The 16,685-nt window shown below is 68.3% G+C and carries 13 protein-coding genes; 4 read left to right on the top strand and 9 right to left on the bottom strand.

Annotation, left to right across the window (positions count from 1 at the left end; genetic code table 11):
- Positions 1 to 135: 135 nt before the first annotated feature.
- From ABZ297_RS28225 to ABZ297_RS28190, 8 genes are all read right to left on the bottom strand, one after another.
- Entirely contained in the window at positions 136 to 378 is a 243-nt protein-coding gene (locus ABZ297_RS28225; protein ID WP_355351772.1) for a hypothetical protein, read from the bottom strand.
- A gap of 377 nt (positions 379 to 755) precedes the next feature.
- The gene (locus ABZ297_RS28220) at positions 756 to 4,274 is read right to left on the bottom strand and encodes a discoidin domain-containing protein (RefSeq protein ID WP_355351770.1); all 3,519 of its coding nucleotides are present in this window, start codon (positions 4,272 to 4,274) and stop codon (positions 756 to 758) included.
- 75 nt (positions 4,275 to 4,349) lie between these two features.
- A complete protein-coding gene (locus ABZ297_RS28215; protein ID WP_355351768.1) occupies positions 4,350 to 5,123 on the bottom strand; it encodes a hypothetical protein in 774 nt (257 codons plus the stop codon).
- A complete protein-coding gene (locus ABZ297_RS28210; protein WP_355351766.1) occupies positions 5,120 to 7,099 on the bottom strand; it encodes a hypothetical protein in 1,980 nt (659 codons plus the stop codon). Before ABZ297_RS28210 ends, ABZ297_RS28215 begins: the two co-directional genes overlap by 4 nt.
- A gap of 88 nt (positions 7,100 to 7,187) precedes the next feature.
- A complete protein-coding gene (locus ABZ297_RS28205) occupies positions 7,188 to 8,492 on the bottom strand; it encodes a Gfo/Idh/MocA family oxidoreductase (RefSeq protein ID WP_355351764.1) in 1,305 nt (434 codons plus the stop codon).
- An 8-nt stretch (positions 8,493 to 8,500) separates the two neighbouring features.
- Complete coding sequence (locus tag ABZ297_RS28200) at positions 8,501 to 9,334, bottom strand: carbohydrate ABC transporter permease (RefSeq protein WP_355351762.1); 834 nt, start codon at positions 9,332 to 9,334, stop codon at positions 8,501 to 8,503.
- Positions 9,331 to 10,260, bottom strand: coding sequence for a sugar ABC transporter permease (locus tag ABZ297_RS28195; RefSeq protein ID WP_355351760.1), 930 nt, complete (start codon positions 10,258 to 10,260; stop codon positions 9,331 to 9,333). The genes ABZ297_RS28200 and ABZ297_RS28195 overlap by 4 nt, the downstream gene beginning before the upstream one ends.
- 94 nt (positions 10,261 to 10,354) lie before the next feature.
- A complete protein-coding gene (locus tag ABZ297_RS28190; protein ID WP_355351759.1) occupies positions 10,355 to 11,662 on the bottom strand; it encodes an extracellular solute-binding protein in 1,308 nt (435 codons plus the stop codon).
- Between the two features lie 157 nt (positions 11,663 to 11,819).
- Here ABZ297_RS28190 and ABZ297_RS28185 point away from each other — a divergent pair, with 157 nt between their 5' ends.
- Entirely contained in the window at positions 11,820 to 13,109 is a 1,290-nt protein-coding gene (locus ABZ297_RS28185) for an ROK family transcriptional regulator (protein WP_355351757.1), read from the top strand.
- 188 nt (positions 13,110 to 13,297) lie between these two features.
- Here the strand turns inward: ABZ297_RS28185 and ABZ297_RS28180 are convergent, their stop codons facing one another.
- Entirely contained in the window at positions 13,298 to 13,801 is a 504-nt protein-coding gene (locus ABZ297_RS28180) for an integrase core domain-containing protein (protein WP_355351755.1), read from the bottom strand.
- Between the two features lie 113 nt (positions 13,802 to 13,914).
- Between ABZ297_RS28180 and ABZ297_RS28175 the strand changes: the two genes are divergently transcribed.
- The 3 genes from ABZ297_RS28175 (at position 13,915) to ABZ297_RS28165 (ending at position 16,579) form a co-directional block, all read left to right on the top strand.
- The gene (locus ABZ297_RS28175) at positions 13,915 to 14,376 is read left to right on the top strand and encodes a hypothetical protein (RefSeq protein WP_355351753.1); all 462 of its coding nucleotides are present in this window, start codon (positions 13,915 to 13,917) and stop codon (positions 14,374 to 14,376) included.
- Positions 14,377 to 15,058: 682 nt separating this feature from the next.
- On the top strand, positions 15,059 to 15,661 hold the full coding sequence (locus tag ABZ297_RS28170; RefSeq protein WP_355351751.1) for an RICIN domain-containing protein: 603 nt from the start codon (positions 15,059 to 15,061) through the stop codon (positions 15,659 to 15,661).
- A gap of 405 nt (positions 15,662 to 16,066) precedes the next feature.
- The gene (locus tag ABZ297_RS28165; protein WP_355351749.1) at positions 16,067 to 16,579 is read left to right on the top strand and encodes a helix-turn-helix domain-containing protein; all 513 of its coding nucleotides are present in this window, start codon (positions 16,067 to 16,069) and stop codon (positions 16,577 to 16,579) included.
- Positions 16,580 to 16,685: the final 106 nt, after the last annotated feature.

Here is a 16,685-nt window from a genome sequence, read left to right as displayed (position 1 = left end):
TTGCTACTCGAAGGATCACTCGATGGCCGTCTTCATTTCACGACGCCACGCCTGTGACCAGGCCAGACTCGTACACCACTCCCGCGGACGCAACCAGCCGGGACAAGCCACTGCCGGACTGGGCTGTCAGGGCGTTCACCCAGCTGGCAGAGGATCCGCTACATCCGTCTCAATCGCCAACTCCGCCAGCGTGATGTCGATGGTGTGGCTGGGGGAGTGCCGCACCATGAAGGTGGGCTGGCAGCCGTACGGGATCTGCGCGAGCACTGGGCCGGTGAGTGCGGAGTAGCTCGCCGACGTCGAGACCGATGTGCCGGCAGGGTTCGTGTTCGCGTGGGCCTCAGCCGGGCTGGCCGACAGCACCATCCGCAGCGACACCAACCACTTGGAGCTGATCCGGAGCTGGTTCGGCCGGCCGCCTGCCGCTTGGTCAGGCGCGCTGCGCAGACGGGGTGCGTGAGTAGGTCTCGCGCGGCGTAGGCGCCGCCGGGCGATACAGCTAGACCCAGGTGTAGTTGTCGTTGGTGATAGCTCCTATCGCGATACGTGCGCGCTAGGGAGCTGGGGAGGAGTACGACGAACTGCCCGACGGGAGCCGCGAGGTCGGGCCGAAGGCGGGCAGGTCAAGGGGGTTGGGCCGTTGTGGCGGGCCGAGGCTCGTCACCGTGTCTCCTCGTCAAGGGCGGGCTGGAACGTGCGCGGTTGGCGGGGAGGCCGCCGGCTCATGCCGGCCGGGCAGCCTCCCGATCGGTCGTTCAGACGGCGACCAGGTCGAACTCCTCCCACGGACCGATGGCGGTGCGGTTGGCGATCAGGGGCGACGCGCCGGCGTCGGCAGCGGTCACGTAGCGGTCGTTGGACAGCGACTTCAGGCTGACGCTGCCGTCCGCGTTGTGGATCAGCTTGTACGTCTCCCACGGGCCGACGGCGGTGCGGTTGGCGATCAGCGAGGACGTGCCGCCGTTGTCAGCGCACACGTACTTTCCGTTCGCGTGTGCGCGCAGCGCGATGTCGCCGTTGCCCTTGTCGATCACGTCGAACACGCTCCACTGGCCGACGGACGAGCTGTTGGCGATCAGCGCGGACGCGCCGCCGCTTGCCGCCGTGACGTACGCGCCGTTCGCGTGCGCCCGCAGGACCACACCGGTCTTGGCCGCGCCGTCGTCATACACCTGGAACGAGTACAGGGAATAACCCCACGACGTGCCGCGGGCGGTCCCGTACATCCGGACGTAGCGTCCGCTGGCGGTGAACCCGCTCAGCGTGTCGGTGCCGCCCGATCCCCCGGTGCGCGCGGCGACGGTGGTCCAGGTGGTGCCGTCGTTCGAGGTTTGGATCTGGTAGTCCTTGCCGTACGCGGCCTCCCACGCCAGCACCACCCGGTTGAACGTCTTCACCGACCCGAGGTCGACCTGGAGCCAGGTCGGGTCGGCGTACTGGCTGGACCAGCGGGTGGCCGGGTTACCGTCGGTGGCGTTCGAGGCCGGGAACGACGACGTCTCCACGGTGGAAGCGGTGGCCGGCGCGTTCTGCGCCAGGTCGATCGACGGACCGGGCAGGGCGGGAGCCGTGCCGGTGCCGGTGCCGCCGTGGACGGAGACCCGGTCGTAGAAGGTGATGCCCTTGCCGTCGGCGTTGCCCAGTTCCAGACGGCTCACGCCGGCGAGCCCGCCGACCGTGCCGACGACGGTGCCGTCGATCGAGACCGTGGCGCCGGTCCCGCCGGTGTAGTCCCAGGTGAACCGGTGCCAGCCGTAGGTGCGCGGCACGGTGGTGGCCGTCTGCGTCGCACCGTTCTGCAGGACGTAGGCCGTCGAGCTCACCGCGGTGTCCACGCCGAGGCCGACGACGCGCTGCCCGTCGTCCGCGCGGGCGAACGACCTGACCGTGGTCGGCCGGGGAACCCCCGAGTTGTACGTCGCCAGAACCGAGCTCTGCCGGTCGAAGAAGTCGACGGTGACGATCCGCTGCAGCGGCTGGCCGAAGTCGCGGACGAGGACAGGCTTGGCCCCGGCCGGAGAGTTGTCGCTGTCGAGCTGCAGGGACCGCTTGCCACCGAGGACGCCCTCGGCGATGAACTCCGTGGAGATCTGCGGCGCGGCGCCGCGGTAGGTCCACTTCGTCAGATCGAGCCCGGACTCGAAGGCGTCCTGGAAGTAGACGTTCAGCGGCGGAACCGGAGTGGTCACCTGCGGCCTGTACCCGCTCGGGAACGACGCCGTCAGCCCGATGTTCGCGTAGTCCATCCTGGTGTCGTCGAACGTGGCCAGCTGGTTGACGGCTGAGCCGTAGTCGATGTTCGTGTTCGTGAGGCTGATGACGTCCGAGTACTGCTCGATCGTCATCAGCTCGGCGTTGAAGTTCTGCGGGTTGACGGCCTTCAGATTGCTGATCGTGAAACCGGAGCAGCCCATGTCGAGGTTGAGGTCGTTGGGCGCGTAGTCGGCCATGGACGGGTTCGCGCCGACGTCGTCGATCAGCATTTGGTCGATGGTGTTGACCCGGTTCGCGGTGGCACCGTCGGTGCCCCGGTAGAGCATCGCGCAGAAGAACCCGCCGTCGTCGCCGCCATCCTGCTGGAGGTCGTGCAGGTAGTTGCGGGTGAAGACGTTGTGGTGGGCGTACAGGTCCGTCATCCGGTTGTAGCCCTTGTCGTTAGGTGTCGCGGTCCCGGTGTTGCGGGGCCAGCCGCCCATGATGAACAGCCCGCGGCGTGGGGAGTTGTAGATCTCGTTGTTGGACACCGTGGTGGCCGTGGCGTTGTTGATCGTGATGCCGGCGGTCTGGCCGACGAGCTGTCCGACGTCGTGGATCAGGCTGTTGGTCACCGTGTTGTCGGTGGTGTACCCGTTGCCGGAGGCGTCTCCGCCTGTTCCGGGGTATCCGCCTTCGACGTTGACGCCGCCGTGCCCGGTGGCCTCGATGAGGGAGTTCGAGACCGTGACGTGGTCGACGCCGAGGTAGAGCTCGACGCCGAACATCCCGGCGTTCTTGATGTGCGCGTTCGTCACCGTGATGCGGCTGGCGTTCGTCATCACGATGTTGCCAGTCTGGAACTCCACCCGCTCGGTGGACTCGCTGTAGGACGGCAGGGTGGCGCCGGCCGCCTCCGGCGGGTAGGTGCCCATGCCCGCGCCGGCGTCGCCCCAGTTCCAGCCGTAGGAGTAGTAGTCGGGGAAGTCCGTGCCCTCGAACGCCAGACCGTCGAAGGTGATGTTCGACGCCTGGTTCGTCCGCGAGGCTCCGGCGACCCGGAGGATGCTCTCGGTCGTGGGGACGACGATCGACTGCTGGTTGGGGTCGGCCCCGTTCACGGGGTAGTAGTAGAGGTCGCCGGTCGTCTTGTTGTAGTAGTACTCCCCGGGCGCGTCAAGGAAGCCCAGGTTGCCCTGCACGAAGTAGCGCGATCCGCTCGCCATCGGGTATTTGGGCCGGTTGAGCTCGGGATGCCCGGCGACTGCCTTGAAGGCGAATGTGCGGGTGGAGGTGCTGACCGACCCGAGGGGGATGGTGTCGGTCATCCAGGCCTTGCCGTAGTCCCAGGCGACGAGCTGGGCGTCGAGCTGGTTGGCCTGCTGCGCGCCGGTCAGCCCCTTGATGGAGGCCGAGGTGTTGGGCAGGTCGGTGGCGCTGTAGACCAGGCTGGTCATGCCGCCGCCGGTCGCGTTGAAGTAGCCGCCGAGCGCCGAGGGGAAGCGCGGGTCGACGGCGTGGTTCGGCGTCCTGGCCGTCGTCGCGCGGGTGCCGTCGACGTAGAGGGTGTTGAAGGGGGTGCCGGTGCCGACGTTGGTCTTGTACACGCGTCCGGCGGCGCTCGCGGGCAGCGCCGCGTCACTGCCGGTGGCGGCGGTGACGAGGTTCCAGGCGGAGGTGACCGGGTTGCCGCCGACGAACCTCGCCGAGCCGACGGCGCTGCCGGGCGCGTTCCGGTAGATCACCTGGAAGCCGCCGGTTCCGGAGTCGGCGTCTGTGAACTCCACCGGTGCGGGGGTGTAGTAGGTGCCGGGGCCGATGTTGACCACGATGTCGCCGGTCTGCGTGCCACCGGCCCGGAGGCTGTTCACCATCTGCCGTGCGTGGTTGAGCGTGGCGAACGGGTGCTGCTGGTCACCGACGTTGGTGTCGCTGCCCGGTGTCGTCGGATCGTTGGGCGGGGCGACCCAGAGAGTCGTCTGGGTCGCTGCCTGGGCCACGGGGTGACCCGGGACCATGCCGACGAGCACGAACAGCCCGAGTAAGCCGGCCGTGCCACGGCGTAAGCGGAACGTCGTCATTGCTGAGGACTCCTCACCACTGGTGCCGACGATGTGCTGGACCGGGGCGGCGTCGGCAGCCGGATCCCGTTCGCATCAGCGCCCGTCCCGCCGCCACTGCTCGTATTCGGCTCGGGTGGCCCGGGTCAGCGGATAGTAGTCGCTCAGCCGTGCGCCCTCGTCAATCCGCTGGCGACTGAACACCTCCCACTCCTCGTGGTCGCGGGCTTCGGCGACGACCGCGGCGGCCTTGCCCGCCGGGACGACCACGGCGCCGTCGTCGTCGGCGACGACCAGGTCACCGGGGAGGCACAACACGCCGCCGACCGCGACGGGGACGTCGTAGGCCCACGGAAAGAGCTCGGACTGGGAGGCGTAGTGCGGGGTCGTGCCCCGGCACCAGATCGGGACGCCGAGCTGCCGGACGCGTGGCGCGTCGCGGATGTAGCCGTCGACGACGATCCCGGCGCCGCCCTTACGTTGGAAGTAGCGGACCAGCATGTCCCCGAAGCACCCGGAGAAGGGGCTGCCGAAGGCCTGCACGACCAGGACGTCGCCGGGTTCGACGACCTCGAGCACCTCCCACAGGGCGGTGTGTTTCTCCACGTCCTCCTGCCCCAGCCCGGTCGCCACGTCTTCGCGTTGGGGCATGAACTGGAGCGTCCGCGCGACCCCGGTGACGCGGTGTCCGTCGACGAGGGGGACGGGCCCCTGCACGAAGGTGCGGCGGACGCCGTCCGCGTGCAGCTTCGCGCAGGCCGTGGCGGAACTGACCCGGGCTAGTTCGGCGACCAGGGCCGGGTCGGGCGTGGCGGGGCGCGTGCCACGCACCGGGATGGGCCACACGGCGTCGGACGGATGGGTGCTCATGCGTTGTTCTCCGAAGGTCTGATGGCGTCGAACGTCTGATGCTGCGGTGGGTAGGCGCGCAGTGTCATGTCCAGTTCGAGGCGGATGGTGTGGGCCGGCGGCAGGGACACGACGAGCCTCGGGCCGTCGACGCTCTCGCTGAACCGCTCTGCGGCCGGGGCGGGCAGCGCGTAGCCGAGCGGATCGCCGGGGTGGCTGTCTTCACGGCGGTCGTAGGTCACCCGGTCGATGCGGTGCTCGCCGAAGGCGCCCGCGCTGAGCCACAGCAGCCGGGGCCGGGTCGGGCTGAGGTTCACCAGGGTCACGTGCGTCGAGCGGTCGTCGAGGTGGTCGATCAGGGCCGCGACGTCCGGCGGCAGACCCGGCCGGCCCGCTTCGGCGTCCCCGTACCGCAGGCGCGCGTGCTGCAGCCCGCCGTTGTAGAGCACCTGCGGGGCGCCCGTGGTCAACTGCGTCAGGACTTCGGTGACCACCGGGTTCTTCCGCTGCCACCAGTGGATGTCCTCGACGTCCCGCTCGTCGTCGGCGGCGACGAGCGCCAGCCGGTGCGCCGCCTGGGCCGCCGCCATGGCCAGCGCTTCCTCCGGATAGCGCGGGTTGTCGCCGTTGAGGTACGCCAGCCACGGCGCCTCGTGCCCGGCCTCCTCCTTGTCGCGGAACGCGCGCACCCGGGCCCAGTCGTACCCGCTGCGCGCACCGATGTCCCGCAGCACCTCGGCGTCGCCCTTCTCCATCGAGTACCACCACAGCCACGTCGGGAACGCGGTCTGCATCGGCTGGAAGTCGAACCATCCCGACGGGCCGTGGCGGTGCGGGTACAGCATCACCGGGAGCTTCGCCTCGTCGGCGAGCCGCTCGGTCCAGGGCCGGCGCTGGCTCATCTCGGTCTCCGGCACCACGCCGGGGCGGCGTTGCTCCATCACCTGACGCAGCGGAAGCCGGGCGAGTTCCAGGAACTCGGTGTCGCCGCTCACGAAGGCGGCGTTCATGCCGCCGATCAGCGCGGCGGCGCCGACGGTGTGGTAGCCGTGCGGCCAGGTCCACCCGTAATGCCCGCCGTACCAGCGGCCGTCGTGGTACTCGCCGACCTTTCCCGACAGCCCCACGTTGTCGGGGAAGACGCCGCCGAGGTCGCGGCCGCGGGAGAGCCATCCGCGCACGTAGGTGGTGATCCACTCGGCGTAGGCGGCATCGTTGCCGTACAGCCAAGCGTTTGTCAGCAGGGACGTCGCGCACAGGTTGATCGCGGTGTCGCCGCGGCCCAGGCGCTCTCGCATCGCCTGCCCCATGGTCCGCGCCTTGACGTCGTCGGCGAGGTCGTCCCACTCGGTGATGCCCGGCACGTCGTGCAGCGGCAACCCGTAGGGGTGGAAGATGTCCGCGTCGGGCGGGAAGGCGTCCATCTCCTCGCCGAGGCAGGGACGGGGCCCGTCGGCGCCGTTGTGCGGGGCCCTGATGATGTTCCGTTCGGCGTCGTAGTTCCCTTCTGGCGCCCCGGCCAGGTACAGACGGGCGAAACGCTCGGCCCGCTCCCGGAAGTCCGGATCCCGCGGGTCGGCCGCGCAGATCCCGTAGAGGAACAGCAGCGACTCGCCCTGATGGAACCAGTCATAGCCGCGGTCGAACTCGTCCTTGAGCAGGCCGAGCTCGGTGAGCTGCGCGGTGACGCCGTTCCAATGGCGTTTGGCCGCGTCCAGTACATCGGAGGAGCCGCCGAGCAGGTACAGGGCGGGCCAGTTGAAGAAGGGTTCGTAGAAATCGTCCGCACCGTCCCGGCCCATCGGATGGTCGCGGTAGGCCAGCCGTCCGTCCGGCTCGCAGTAGCGGCGCTCGAAGACTCGCCATGCCTCGTCGAGCACGTCGAACAACCGGCGCTGCGACACCGCCCAGGTCGGCGGTGATCCCAGCGGGACGGTCGCTGCGACGCGAACCTCCGCCCCGGATCGCGGCAGCTCGACCGCCAGGTCGTCACCCATGTCCGATCAATGTCCTTTCACCACGCCGGGCCCTCATCGCCACGCGGCCCCGGCAGTTCATTTCAGGAGCTCTCGCCGAACGCCTGAATCACGTCTGCGCCGGCAGTTCGATGACGGTCCCCTCGGTCCGCGCGCGTTCCGCGGCGAAGACGACCCGGTGGCTGGCCAGGCTCTCCTTCAGGCCGGACGGGATGCTCCCGGCGGTGCCTTCGCGCAGTCCGCGGACGAATGCCTCCAGCAGCGCGCGGTCGCCTCCGCCGTGTCCGTCGGCGGCCGTGTGGCCCGTGCCGGCGTCGGAGTCGATCACCGTGGTCCGCTCCGACAGGAAGTCGAACAACTCGAGGTATCGCCCGTCGCCGGTGATCTGACCCCGGGTGCCGAATACGCGGGTCTTGCGATTGGTGCCCTCGGCGAACGCCGTCAAGGTGAAGCTCACCGTCGCACCGCCGTCGAATTCCATCTGGACCGCCTGGTGGTCCACGACGTCGTTGTCGCTGGCGTAGACACACCGTCCGTACGGTCCGTGCGCCAGCGCGTCCTCGACCGCTTCGGCGGTGAGCTGACCGGCCATCACCAGCGCGTTGTAGCCGTCGAAGGAGTCCGGGGCGGCGACGCCCCGGCGGTAGACCCGCGCGGCGGAGAAGGCGCAGTCCGGCTCGATCGAGCAGTCGACACACCGGTCGGCGGCGCCCTCGGGCCGGTTCGCGGCGTTGAAGTGCTTCAGGCTGCCGAACGAGGAGACCCGCTTCACCGGGCGGCCGATCAGGGACATCAGCCAGTCGATGTCGTGACAGGACTTCTGCAAAAGCAGCGGGCTGCTCTCGTCGGCGCGGCGCCAGTTGCCTCGCACGAACGAGTGGGCGAAGTGCGAGTGCCCGATCGGCTCCAGGTGCTCGATCGAGACGATCTCCCCGATCGCGCCGTCCGCGAGCAGCTTCTGCAGCGCGACGGTGTAGGGCGTGTAGCGGAGCACGTGGCACACCGCGGCGTGGACGCCGGCCGCCTCGACGGCCTCCAGGATCCTGACGCAGTCCTCCTCTGTGGTCGCCATCGGCTTCTCCAGGAGGATGTGGTAGCCGCGTTCGGCGAAGGCCAGGACGGCCTCCACGTGCTGGTGGTCGAGCAGGCTGACGACCACCATGTCGGCGAGCCGGGGCGCCGCGGCCAGGTCGCGCCAGTCCTTGAAGACGTTGTCGGCGGGTACATCGAACCGGGCGGCGAACCGACCGCGCGCGATCGTGCGGGGCTCGGCCACCGCCACGACGCGCACCGGTTCTGGCAGGCGGACCACGGTGTCGGCGTAGGCAAAGCCGCGCGCCCCTCCACCGGCCACGGCCATGGTCAGGAGCCTGCCAGGCGAGTCGACGGCATTGGTGAACTGCGAGCCGGACATGCTGTGGATCATCCCTTCGTGGCCCCGCCGAGCAGGCCTTTGACGAAGTAGCGCTGGAAGAACAGGAACAGGATCAAGATCGGGATGGTGGACAGCACCATGAACGCGAACACCGCTCCGAAGTCCGAGACGTGCTCGCTGATCTGGCGGTACATGCCGACGGTCACGGTGCTGCCGTTGGCCGGGCCCAGCACGATCAGCGGTGTGATGAAGTCGTTCCACACGCTGACCGCCGCGAAGATCAGGACGCTGGCCGCGGCGGGTCGCAGCAGGGGGAAGACGATGGACCAGAACGTCCGCAGCGGCCCGGCTCCGTCGAGGGCCGCGGCCTCCTCGAGATCCAGCGGGATGTTCTTGATGAAGCCCATGAACAGCAGGGCGCCGAACGGCAGGTTCGCCGCGACGTTGACCAGCACCAGGCCCAGAACCGTGCCCATCAGGTGCAGTTGCCCGAGCACCTCGGTGATCGGTTGGAGCGTGACGGCGCTGGGGATCATCAGGCCGGCCAGGATCAGGACGGCGATGAAACGGGCGCCGCGGGTCTTGGTACGCACCAGGTAGTGCGCCAACATCGCCGAGAGCATCGTGGAGAAGACCACAGACAGGGCCGTGACCTGGACGCTGTTCAACAGGCCCGCCCAGAACAGGTGGTCGGTCCGGCCGGTGACGTTCCGGATGTTGTCCAGCGTCGGGTGCAGGGGAAGCGTTCCGGGGTGGGCGAAGATCTCCGTGCCCGGCTTGAAGGTGTTGGCCAGCACCAGGTAGACGGGCAGAATGAACACCGCCGTCACCGTCAGGGCCGTGAGGGTCCGGACCGGGCCGGTCCAGGTCTGCGTGGTCACAGTTCGACCTCCCGGCGGCGCAGCAGGCGGAGCGCGGCGAAGGAGACGGCCGCGATCAGCACGAGCAGCAGCGTGGCCTTGGCAGCGCCGTATCCGATGTGCGCCCCATCGATGCCGGTCACGACGACGTCGAAGGCGAGGGTGGTGGTGGTGCCGATGCCCGGGCCGCCGTTCGTCATGACCTTGACCTGGTCGTAGGCCTTGAATCCGCCGATCATGAGCAGGACGGTGCAGATGGTGACGGCCGGGGCGATCATCGGCCAGGTGACCGCGCGGAAGCGGGCCACCGGGCTGGCGCCGTCGATGGCCGCGGCCTCCATCAGCTCCTGCGGGACACCCTGCAGGCCCGCCAGGTAGATGACGACGCACAGGCCGAGCATCTGCCAGCACATGATTGAGGCGACGCTGTACAGTGCGATCCCCGGATCGGACAGCCACCCCGGCGGATGCGCGACGCCCAGGCCGCGCAGGACCCGGTTGAGCAGTCCGTCATCGGTGATGATCGTCTCCCAGATGACGCTGACCACGACCGAGGACAGCACCACCGGGACGAAGAACACCGCGCGCATCGCGTTGAAGGCCCAGCCGCGCCGGTCCAGCAGCTGCGCGATGGCCAGCCCGAGGACGTTCGGGACGATCGTGACGATCGCGGTGAGGATCAGCGTGTTCCGCAGGGTCAGGAGATACGCGGGGTCGGAGAACAGGTCACCGTAGTTCCGCAGGCCGACGAAGTGGGTCGCGGGGCGGAACCCGTTGCGGTCGGTGGTGCTCGTCCCGATGGCCATCACCATCGGGACGAGCACCAGGCCCACGTAGACAGCCATGCCTGGCAGCGCGAACACCAGGAAGCGGTACGTCCCACCCTCCCGCCTGCGCTTGGCCGCGACGGGCCGCGAGGCGCCGATCGGCGGTCTTGCCCGCTTCACCGATCCGAACGGTCCCCGCAGTCCGGCCGCGGTCGGCCGATCATGGTTCTTGACGCCTTGCATGTGCGGCTCCAAGTTCAGGTCCCGATGGGATCTAGCGCGTCGCCGCGGCGTAGCGCTGGTCGAGATACGCCGCGAAGGCCTGCGGCGACTTGCGCCCGGTGATCAGGTCGACGATCGCCGCGTTCAGCTGGTCGGAGAAGCCCGGCGGCAGGGAGCCGTCGCCGGCCGTGTTCATCCAGGCCGGCACCGTCTGGCCGCTCTGCTGCGCCTTCTGGTAGATGTCGAGCGTCTGCGTGTACATCGCCCCGACGTTGGCCGGCGGCGTGTAGCCCTTGATGCCGATGATGAGCCCGTCGGCCAGGACGCTGTTGTCGAGATTGGCCTTGTCTTCGGCGAATGCCAGGGCCCACTTCTTGGCGAGGCCGACGTCCTTGGCCTTCGAGTTGACCATCAGACCGCCGCCGGTGACGACCGGGACGACGTTCTGCCCGGCGTCGCTGGGCCAGCCGAAGACGCCGACGTCGAACGACGGCTTGTTCTTGTCGAGGGAAGCCGAGAACCACGAGCCCATCGGGTACATGGCGGCCTTCTTGTCACGGAACGCCTGCTCGACGTCGGAGTAGGAGCGGCTGAGCCCGGCGGTGTCGATGTAGCCCTTCTTGGACAGGTCCGCGGCCTTCTGGGCGGCTGCCACGAAGTCCGGGTCGGAGAATTTCACCGTGCCGGCGGCGCGCTTGCTGAACCAGTCAGGGGTCTTGGTCAGCATGTCGGACGACACGATGGCCCCGAACCCGAACGCCGCCGCCCAGGTGTCCTTGCCTCCGCCGCCGATCTCCAATGGGATGATCCCCGCCGCCTTCAGCTTCGCGCAGTCGTCGAGGAACTCCGCGTAGGTCTTGGGCGCGGTGGTGATGCCCGCCTTGGCGAAGTCGTCCTTGTTGTAGTAGACCAGCGGGATCGGCTGCACGTTGAACGACAGCGCGTACGTCTGGCCCTTGATGGCGCCGGCGTGCGGGTCGATGAAGTTCTTCATCTCGTCCGCGCTCCACGGCGCCAGCTCGCCCTTCTGCGCGAAGCCGTCCGGCGAGATGCTCGTCATGATGTCGGGCGCCTGGCCGGACGCGTAGAGCTGCTGGAGGTACGCGGTGCTGTTGGTGCCGACCAGCTTCTTGATCGTCACCCCGGGCACCTTCGCACTCGCGCGGGCGATCGCGGCGTCCCAGTACTCACTGGTCAGGTTGGGGTTCTCGAACGTGAGGAACGTGAGTGTGACGGCGCTACCGCTGCCTGACGCCTTGGTGACGTTCCCGTCTCCGACGGTACAGGCGCTGAGAGCCAGCGCCGCGGCCACCGCGACCGCGGCGGCCGTGCGAAGCCTGGTTCCACGCGGTACGTACATGCTGATGCTCCTTCGAAGGGGGGCGGGCCGCCTAAATCCGGCGGAGGCTGGGTCTTCCCCGTGGCGCGACGTAGGGCAGGTTTATAAATAAAGTTTGTTTTATATCTCGGATGGCTGGTAGTGTTGCAGCTCACATCGGGACCGTCAAGAGGTGGAGATGGCTGGTCTGAACGGGGATCCCTCGGTGCTCCGCAAGCTCAACTCGGCGGCGGTGCTGCGCGTCCTGCACAGCGCCCTACTGTCCGGGACGGCGACCGGGTCCGGCACACCGACGCAGCCTGGTTCGATGACGCTCACCGAGATCACAAAGGCGGTGAGCGTCTCCCGGCCCACCGTCGAGGATGTCGTGGAGTCGCTGCTGGAGCAGGGTCTGCTGAACGATCTGGAGCCGATGGGCGGGACGGGCCGCGCGGCCGGCCGGCCGGCCCGGCGGTTCGGCTTCCGGGCCGACGCCGGCCACGTCGTCGGCGTCGATGTCGCCCCCGACTGGGTCCACGTCCTGACGGCTGATCTGGTCGGCACGATCGTGGCCTCCCACCACGCGCCGGTGTCCCGGCGGGCCGACGGACCCGAGCGGCTGGAAGCGGTCCGCCGCGCCGTGGCACGCGTCCTCGACGACGCCGCGCCCGGACGGCGACCCGTCCTGGGCGCGGCGGTGGCGACCACCGGCATCGTCGACGCCGCCGGCCGCGTCCTGCTGTCCAATCTCCCCGGCTGGACCGGCGTGGATCTCTCGGCGGAGCTCGGCGACATCATCGGCGCGCCGATCGTCGTGGAGAACGACATGCGGGCCGGCGCGGCCGCCGAACGCTGGATCGGGGCGGCCATGGCCGCCGACAATGTCGTGTATCTTCACGCCGGGCTGCGCATGGGCACCGGCTTCCTGATCGACGGCCGCATCCCGAAGGGCCAGCACGGCGCCGCGGGAGAACTCACGCGGGCAGGTGGGAAGCGGGCGCTCAAGGCGTACCGCCGTCTCCTCGATCACCTACCGCCCGCCGACCCCGAACACGGCAGCGGGGCGGACGACCCCCCTCAAGATGTGCGGCCGTTGTTCGAGGCCGCCGCCCGCCACGAGCCCGCCGCCGAGCCGGCGGTGAAGGACTTCGCTCGCCGTTTCGTCAAGGCCGTCGAAGGCCTCATCGTCTCGATCGACCCCGAGGTCGTGGTCGTCGGCGGCAGCCTGGCTCTGGCCGGCGACATCGTGGCAGAACCGATCCGGAACCACCTGGCCAAGGCATGCGTCTTCCCCCCGCGCATCGAGGTGTCTGGGCTGGGCGACGACTCCGTCGCCCAGGGGGCCATCCGGATAGCGCTGGACCAGGTCGAGGCCCAGCTGTTCCTCACCGGGAACGGTCGATCAGATCGCGACGCCCGCTTCGGCACCCTCCCCGCCGGAGCGGATCTGGAGGCGATCATCGACCGGGTTCGAGAGTCCAGGACATGAGCAGCTTGGCCGAGTAGAACGGGTCGTCCTCGATATCGGGCACGTGTGGGTGCCCGAAACTCGGCCGGCGGGCTGATCTGGGGTTTGGCGTTTCCGCGCTGGCGGGCGTGATCGCTGTTCATGGCGTTGCAGCTGGTTTATCTGAGCGCCGTAGCCAGGTGCAGGTGCCGATTAATCATCCGGCCAGGTCAAGCTACGTGTCGGTATTCCTTCAGGACACCTCCGAGTCGATCACGTCGGCGGACGTCGAACGAGGTGATCGACGCCAAGTCGATGTCGGGATCGGAGAGTGGCCGAAGCGGGGCAGCCTGCCGGAGAGCCCGATGGGGCCGGTGTTCGTTGTAGAAGGTCTCGAACTCGCGTAGCGCATACAGGAGGTGGCGCTGGTTCCAGATCAAGGTTCGGTCCAGCAGTTCGCGTCGACAAGTCTGAATCCGTCGCTCCATGATGGAATTCATCCTTGGCATCCGTACGCCGCTCTTGATGATGTGCACTCCGGCATCGGCCAGCACGGCGTCGAGCGCCGCGGTGAACTTGGCGTCCCGGTCACGGATGAGGAACCTCGCTGCGGTGCCCGCATCCTGCAGGTCCATGACGAGATCGCGGCCGAGCTGGGTGACCCACTGCCCGGTAGGGCGAGGGGTGACACCGAGGATCCGCACCCGGCGGGTGGCGTGCTCGATGACCGCCAAGACTGCGCCTGCCGATAATGCCATCCGTGCAGGTCATCCGGCTTGCCCGGCTGGTCCTGGTGTGCTCTGGCTTCGGCCCTCGGAAGGGGCCGATCGCGGCAGAATGATCGGTTGTGCTCGTTCGCCTGGCCTGTCTGACCGTCACGAATGCCTTTGTCGCGCTGCGGTTGTTGCGGATGGGGGATAGGGACAAGGACGCCGAGATCCTTGCTCTACGTCACCAGATCACCGTTCTTGAACGGCAGCTCGGCGCCGCTACCAGAGTGAGGTTCGCTGCCGAGGATCGGGCCTTCCTGTCCGCGTTCCTGACGTCGTTACCGCGCGAGGTTCTGCGTCGGCTGCGGCTCCCCGTGCGTCCGGATACCGTCCTTCGCTGGCACCGCGATCTGCTGAAGCAGCGCCACGCTCGCTCCGGTCGGCCCACGCGGCCTGGGCGCCTGCCCACCGTGCGGTCCATCCGCGTGCTCATTTTGCGGCTGGTTCGGGAGAACCCCTCGTGGGGTTATAGGCGAGTGCACGGTGAGCTCGCCATCCTGGGCATCAAGGTCGCGCCTTCCACTGTCTGGGCTGCTTGAACTGCGTGGATGGGGTTTTCGGCAGGCGCAGGGCCGGATCGAGCGCCGTCAAGTCCTCGGCGGGCTGATCAGCGAGTACCAGCGAGCTGGCTGACCAGCGGGGTGCAGTCATGAAATACGCAGGTCAGAGCCTTGGACCCCAATTTTGACACCCTTCACGCACTTTCAGGATCTTCACCCCGTCCATGGCCTTTGCCCTGAAGGACCGGGCTCGGCTCTCCCTTTGCCCCGCACATGGCGGGCACACTAACGGCGCGGCAGACTTCGCTTGACGCTGCGGACCGCACAGTCGCCTCCCCTTATAGGGCCTTCGACGCTGGACTTCGGCCCGGCCCGTTTCCAGGCCGGGCCGCCAGCCTGCTACCGGGCTCCCTGACGATTACCCGGACCGGACTTGCACCGGCTGGCGAAGACGAGCTTCCGATCAGGTCATGACCGCATCAGCGATCACCTCCAGATCTCTGGGCGTACTCCACGGAGCGGTGTAAAGGCCAAGCAAGTGTGAGAGGGACAGTGGCGCTGGTGAGAGTAGACGGTGGCCTGCCGTAGAGGCCTCGGGCTGGCTCACGCCACAATCGGCGTAGCCCGGTGTAACCAAAAGGTGTGGACGAGAGCGACCGAGGCGCACGGAGATCACTACCTACGGCTAGTAGTCGATCACTCATTGTATAAATGCTGGGGTGTGCTGCCCAAGCTCAAAGGGCGGCCTGAACCGAGGGAGATCACCTTGAAGGCACCCAGACGAGCGTTCGCCGCCAGCCTGTGCACCCTAGCGGTCAGCGGGGCGATGCTGAACGCCGGCTCGGCCGCGCTGGCGGAGAACGCCCCGCTGTTCAGGGCGAAGCTGATGGCCAATCACAGCGGCAAGTGCCTGGACGTCGCGGCGGCGAGCCAGCTTGACGCGGCGTTCGTCCAGCAGTGGATGTGCTACGACGCGCCCGATAACCAGACCTGGAACTTCGTCGCTGTTGGCGACAGCGACCTCGCCGACGGCTACCTCGCCGACGGCTACTACACCATCCGCGCCGACCACAGCGGCAAGTGCTTGGAGGTCGCGGGTGGGAGCACCGCCGACAAGGCGACGGTGCACCAGATGACGTGCGGCCCTGCCAAGACCAATCAGCAATGGCGGCTCGTCCAGCGGCGCAACGGCTTCTTCAGTGTGGTCGCCCGCAACAGCGGCAAGTGCCTGGAGGTGCCGGACGGGAATCTCAATAACGGGGTCGGCGTGGTGCAGCAGGGGTGCTCCAAAGACCGGCCCTATCAGGAATGGAAGCTCCTCTGAGCCGCCGGTCATGACCGGACGCTGCGTGGGCGCAGGCACGCCGGGCGCGGAACCGGCGGGGGCCTCGCGCAGCGCCCGATCCGGGCCAACGGGCTCGGCCGCTCAGACAGACTGTTGAGCTGGGCGTCGGACCAAGGACACCTCCGAGGGACATACGGTAGCCCCGTGTCCCTCGGCTGTCCCAGATAGGCAACCGCATTTTGCGCAGGTGGGTAGCGCTTCGGGGACGCGGGGACACCTCTCAATAGCGGACGGGCCTGCGGTAAGGGTCGACGAACACGGCCGATTCTCCGCGCGAAGCGCGTTGGAAGGCGTGCGAAGCACCTGTAGCGCGTCAAAACACCTTCGCTATCGCATCGAGCTGCGGTTGGACCCAGCCCCCCCGCGCCGACAAGATCACGTCGTGTGCCTCTTCGCCTGCTCTGTCTGCTCACGGTCCGGGTGTTCGGCTGGCTGATGCTGCTGGGCCGTAGCCAGGCGTCGAAGGATGTGGAGATCATGGTGTTGCGGCATGAGGTGGCGGTGTTGCGGCGTCAGGTCGGGCATCCGAAGCCGGACTGGGCCGATCGGGCCGTTCTCGCGGCGTTGGCCCGGTCGCTGCCGGCGGTGCTGCGCGCTCATCGGCTGGTCACTCCGGCGACGTTGCTGGCGTGGCATCGTCGCCTGCTCCGACGTGCATGGATCTACCCGCATCGTGGCGGACGGCCGAGGACGAGCCGGGAGACCCGGGACTTGATCGTCCGTCTGGCGCGAGAGAATCCGGCGTGGGGCCATCGACGGGTGCACGGTGAGCTGGTGCGGCTCGGCCACCGAGTCAGTGGGGCGACCGTGCGGCGCATCCTGCGCTCGCGGCCGCTTCCGCCCGGCGCCCCGATATCTCGATACCTCCTGGCGAAGCTTCTTGAGGGTGCAGGCTGAAGGGCTTCTGGCCTGCGATTTCTTCCATGTTGACACGATCTTTCTGAAGCGCCTGTACGTGTTATTCGTGATGGAAATCAACACGCGGCGCGTGCACATCTTGGGT

Source organism: Nonomuraea sp. NPDC005983, from assembly GCF_040614375.1.
Taxonomy (GTDB): domain Bacteria; phylum Actinomycetota; class Actinomycetes; order Streptosporangiales; family Streptosporangiaceae; genus Nonomuraea.
The sequence above is the reverse complement of the archived record's forward strand: the minus strand, read 5'-3'. Positions and strand labels throughout refer to the sequence as shown.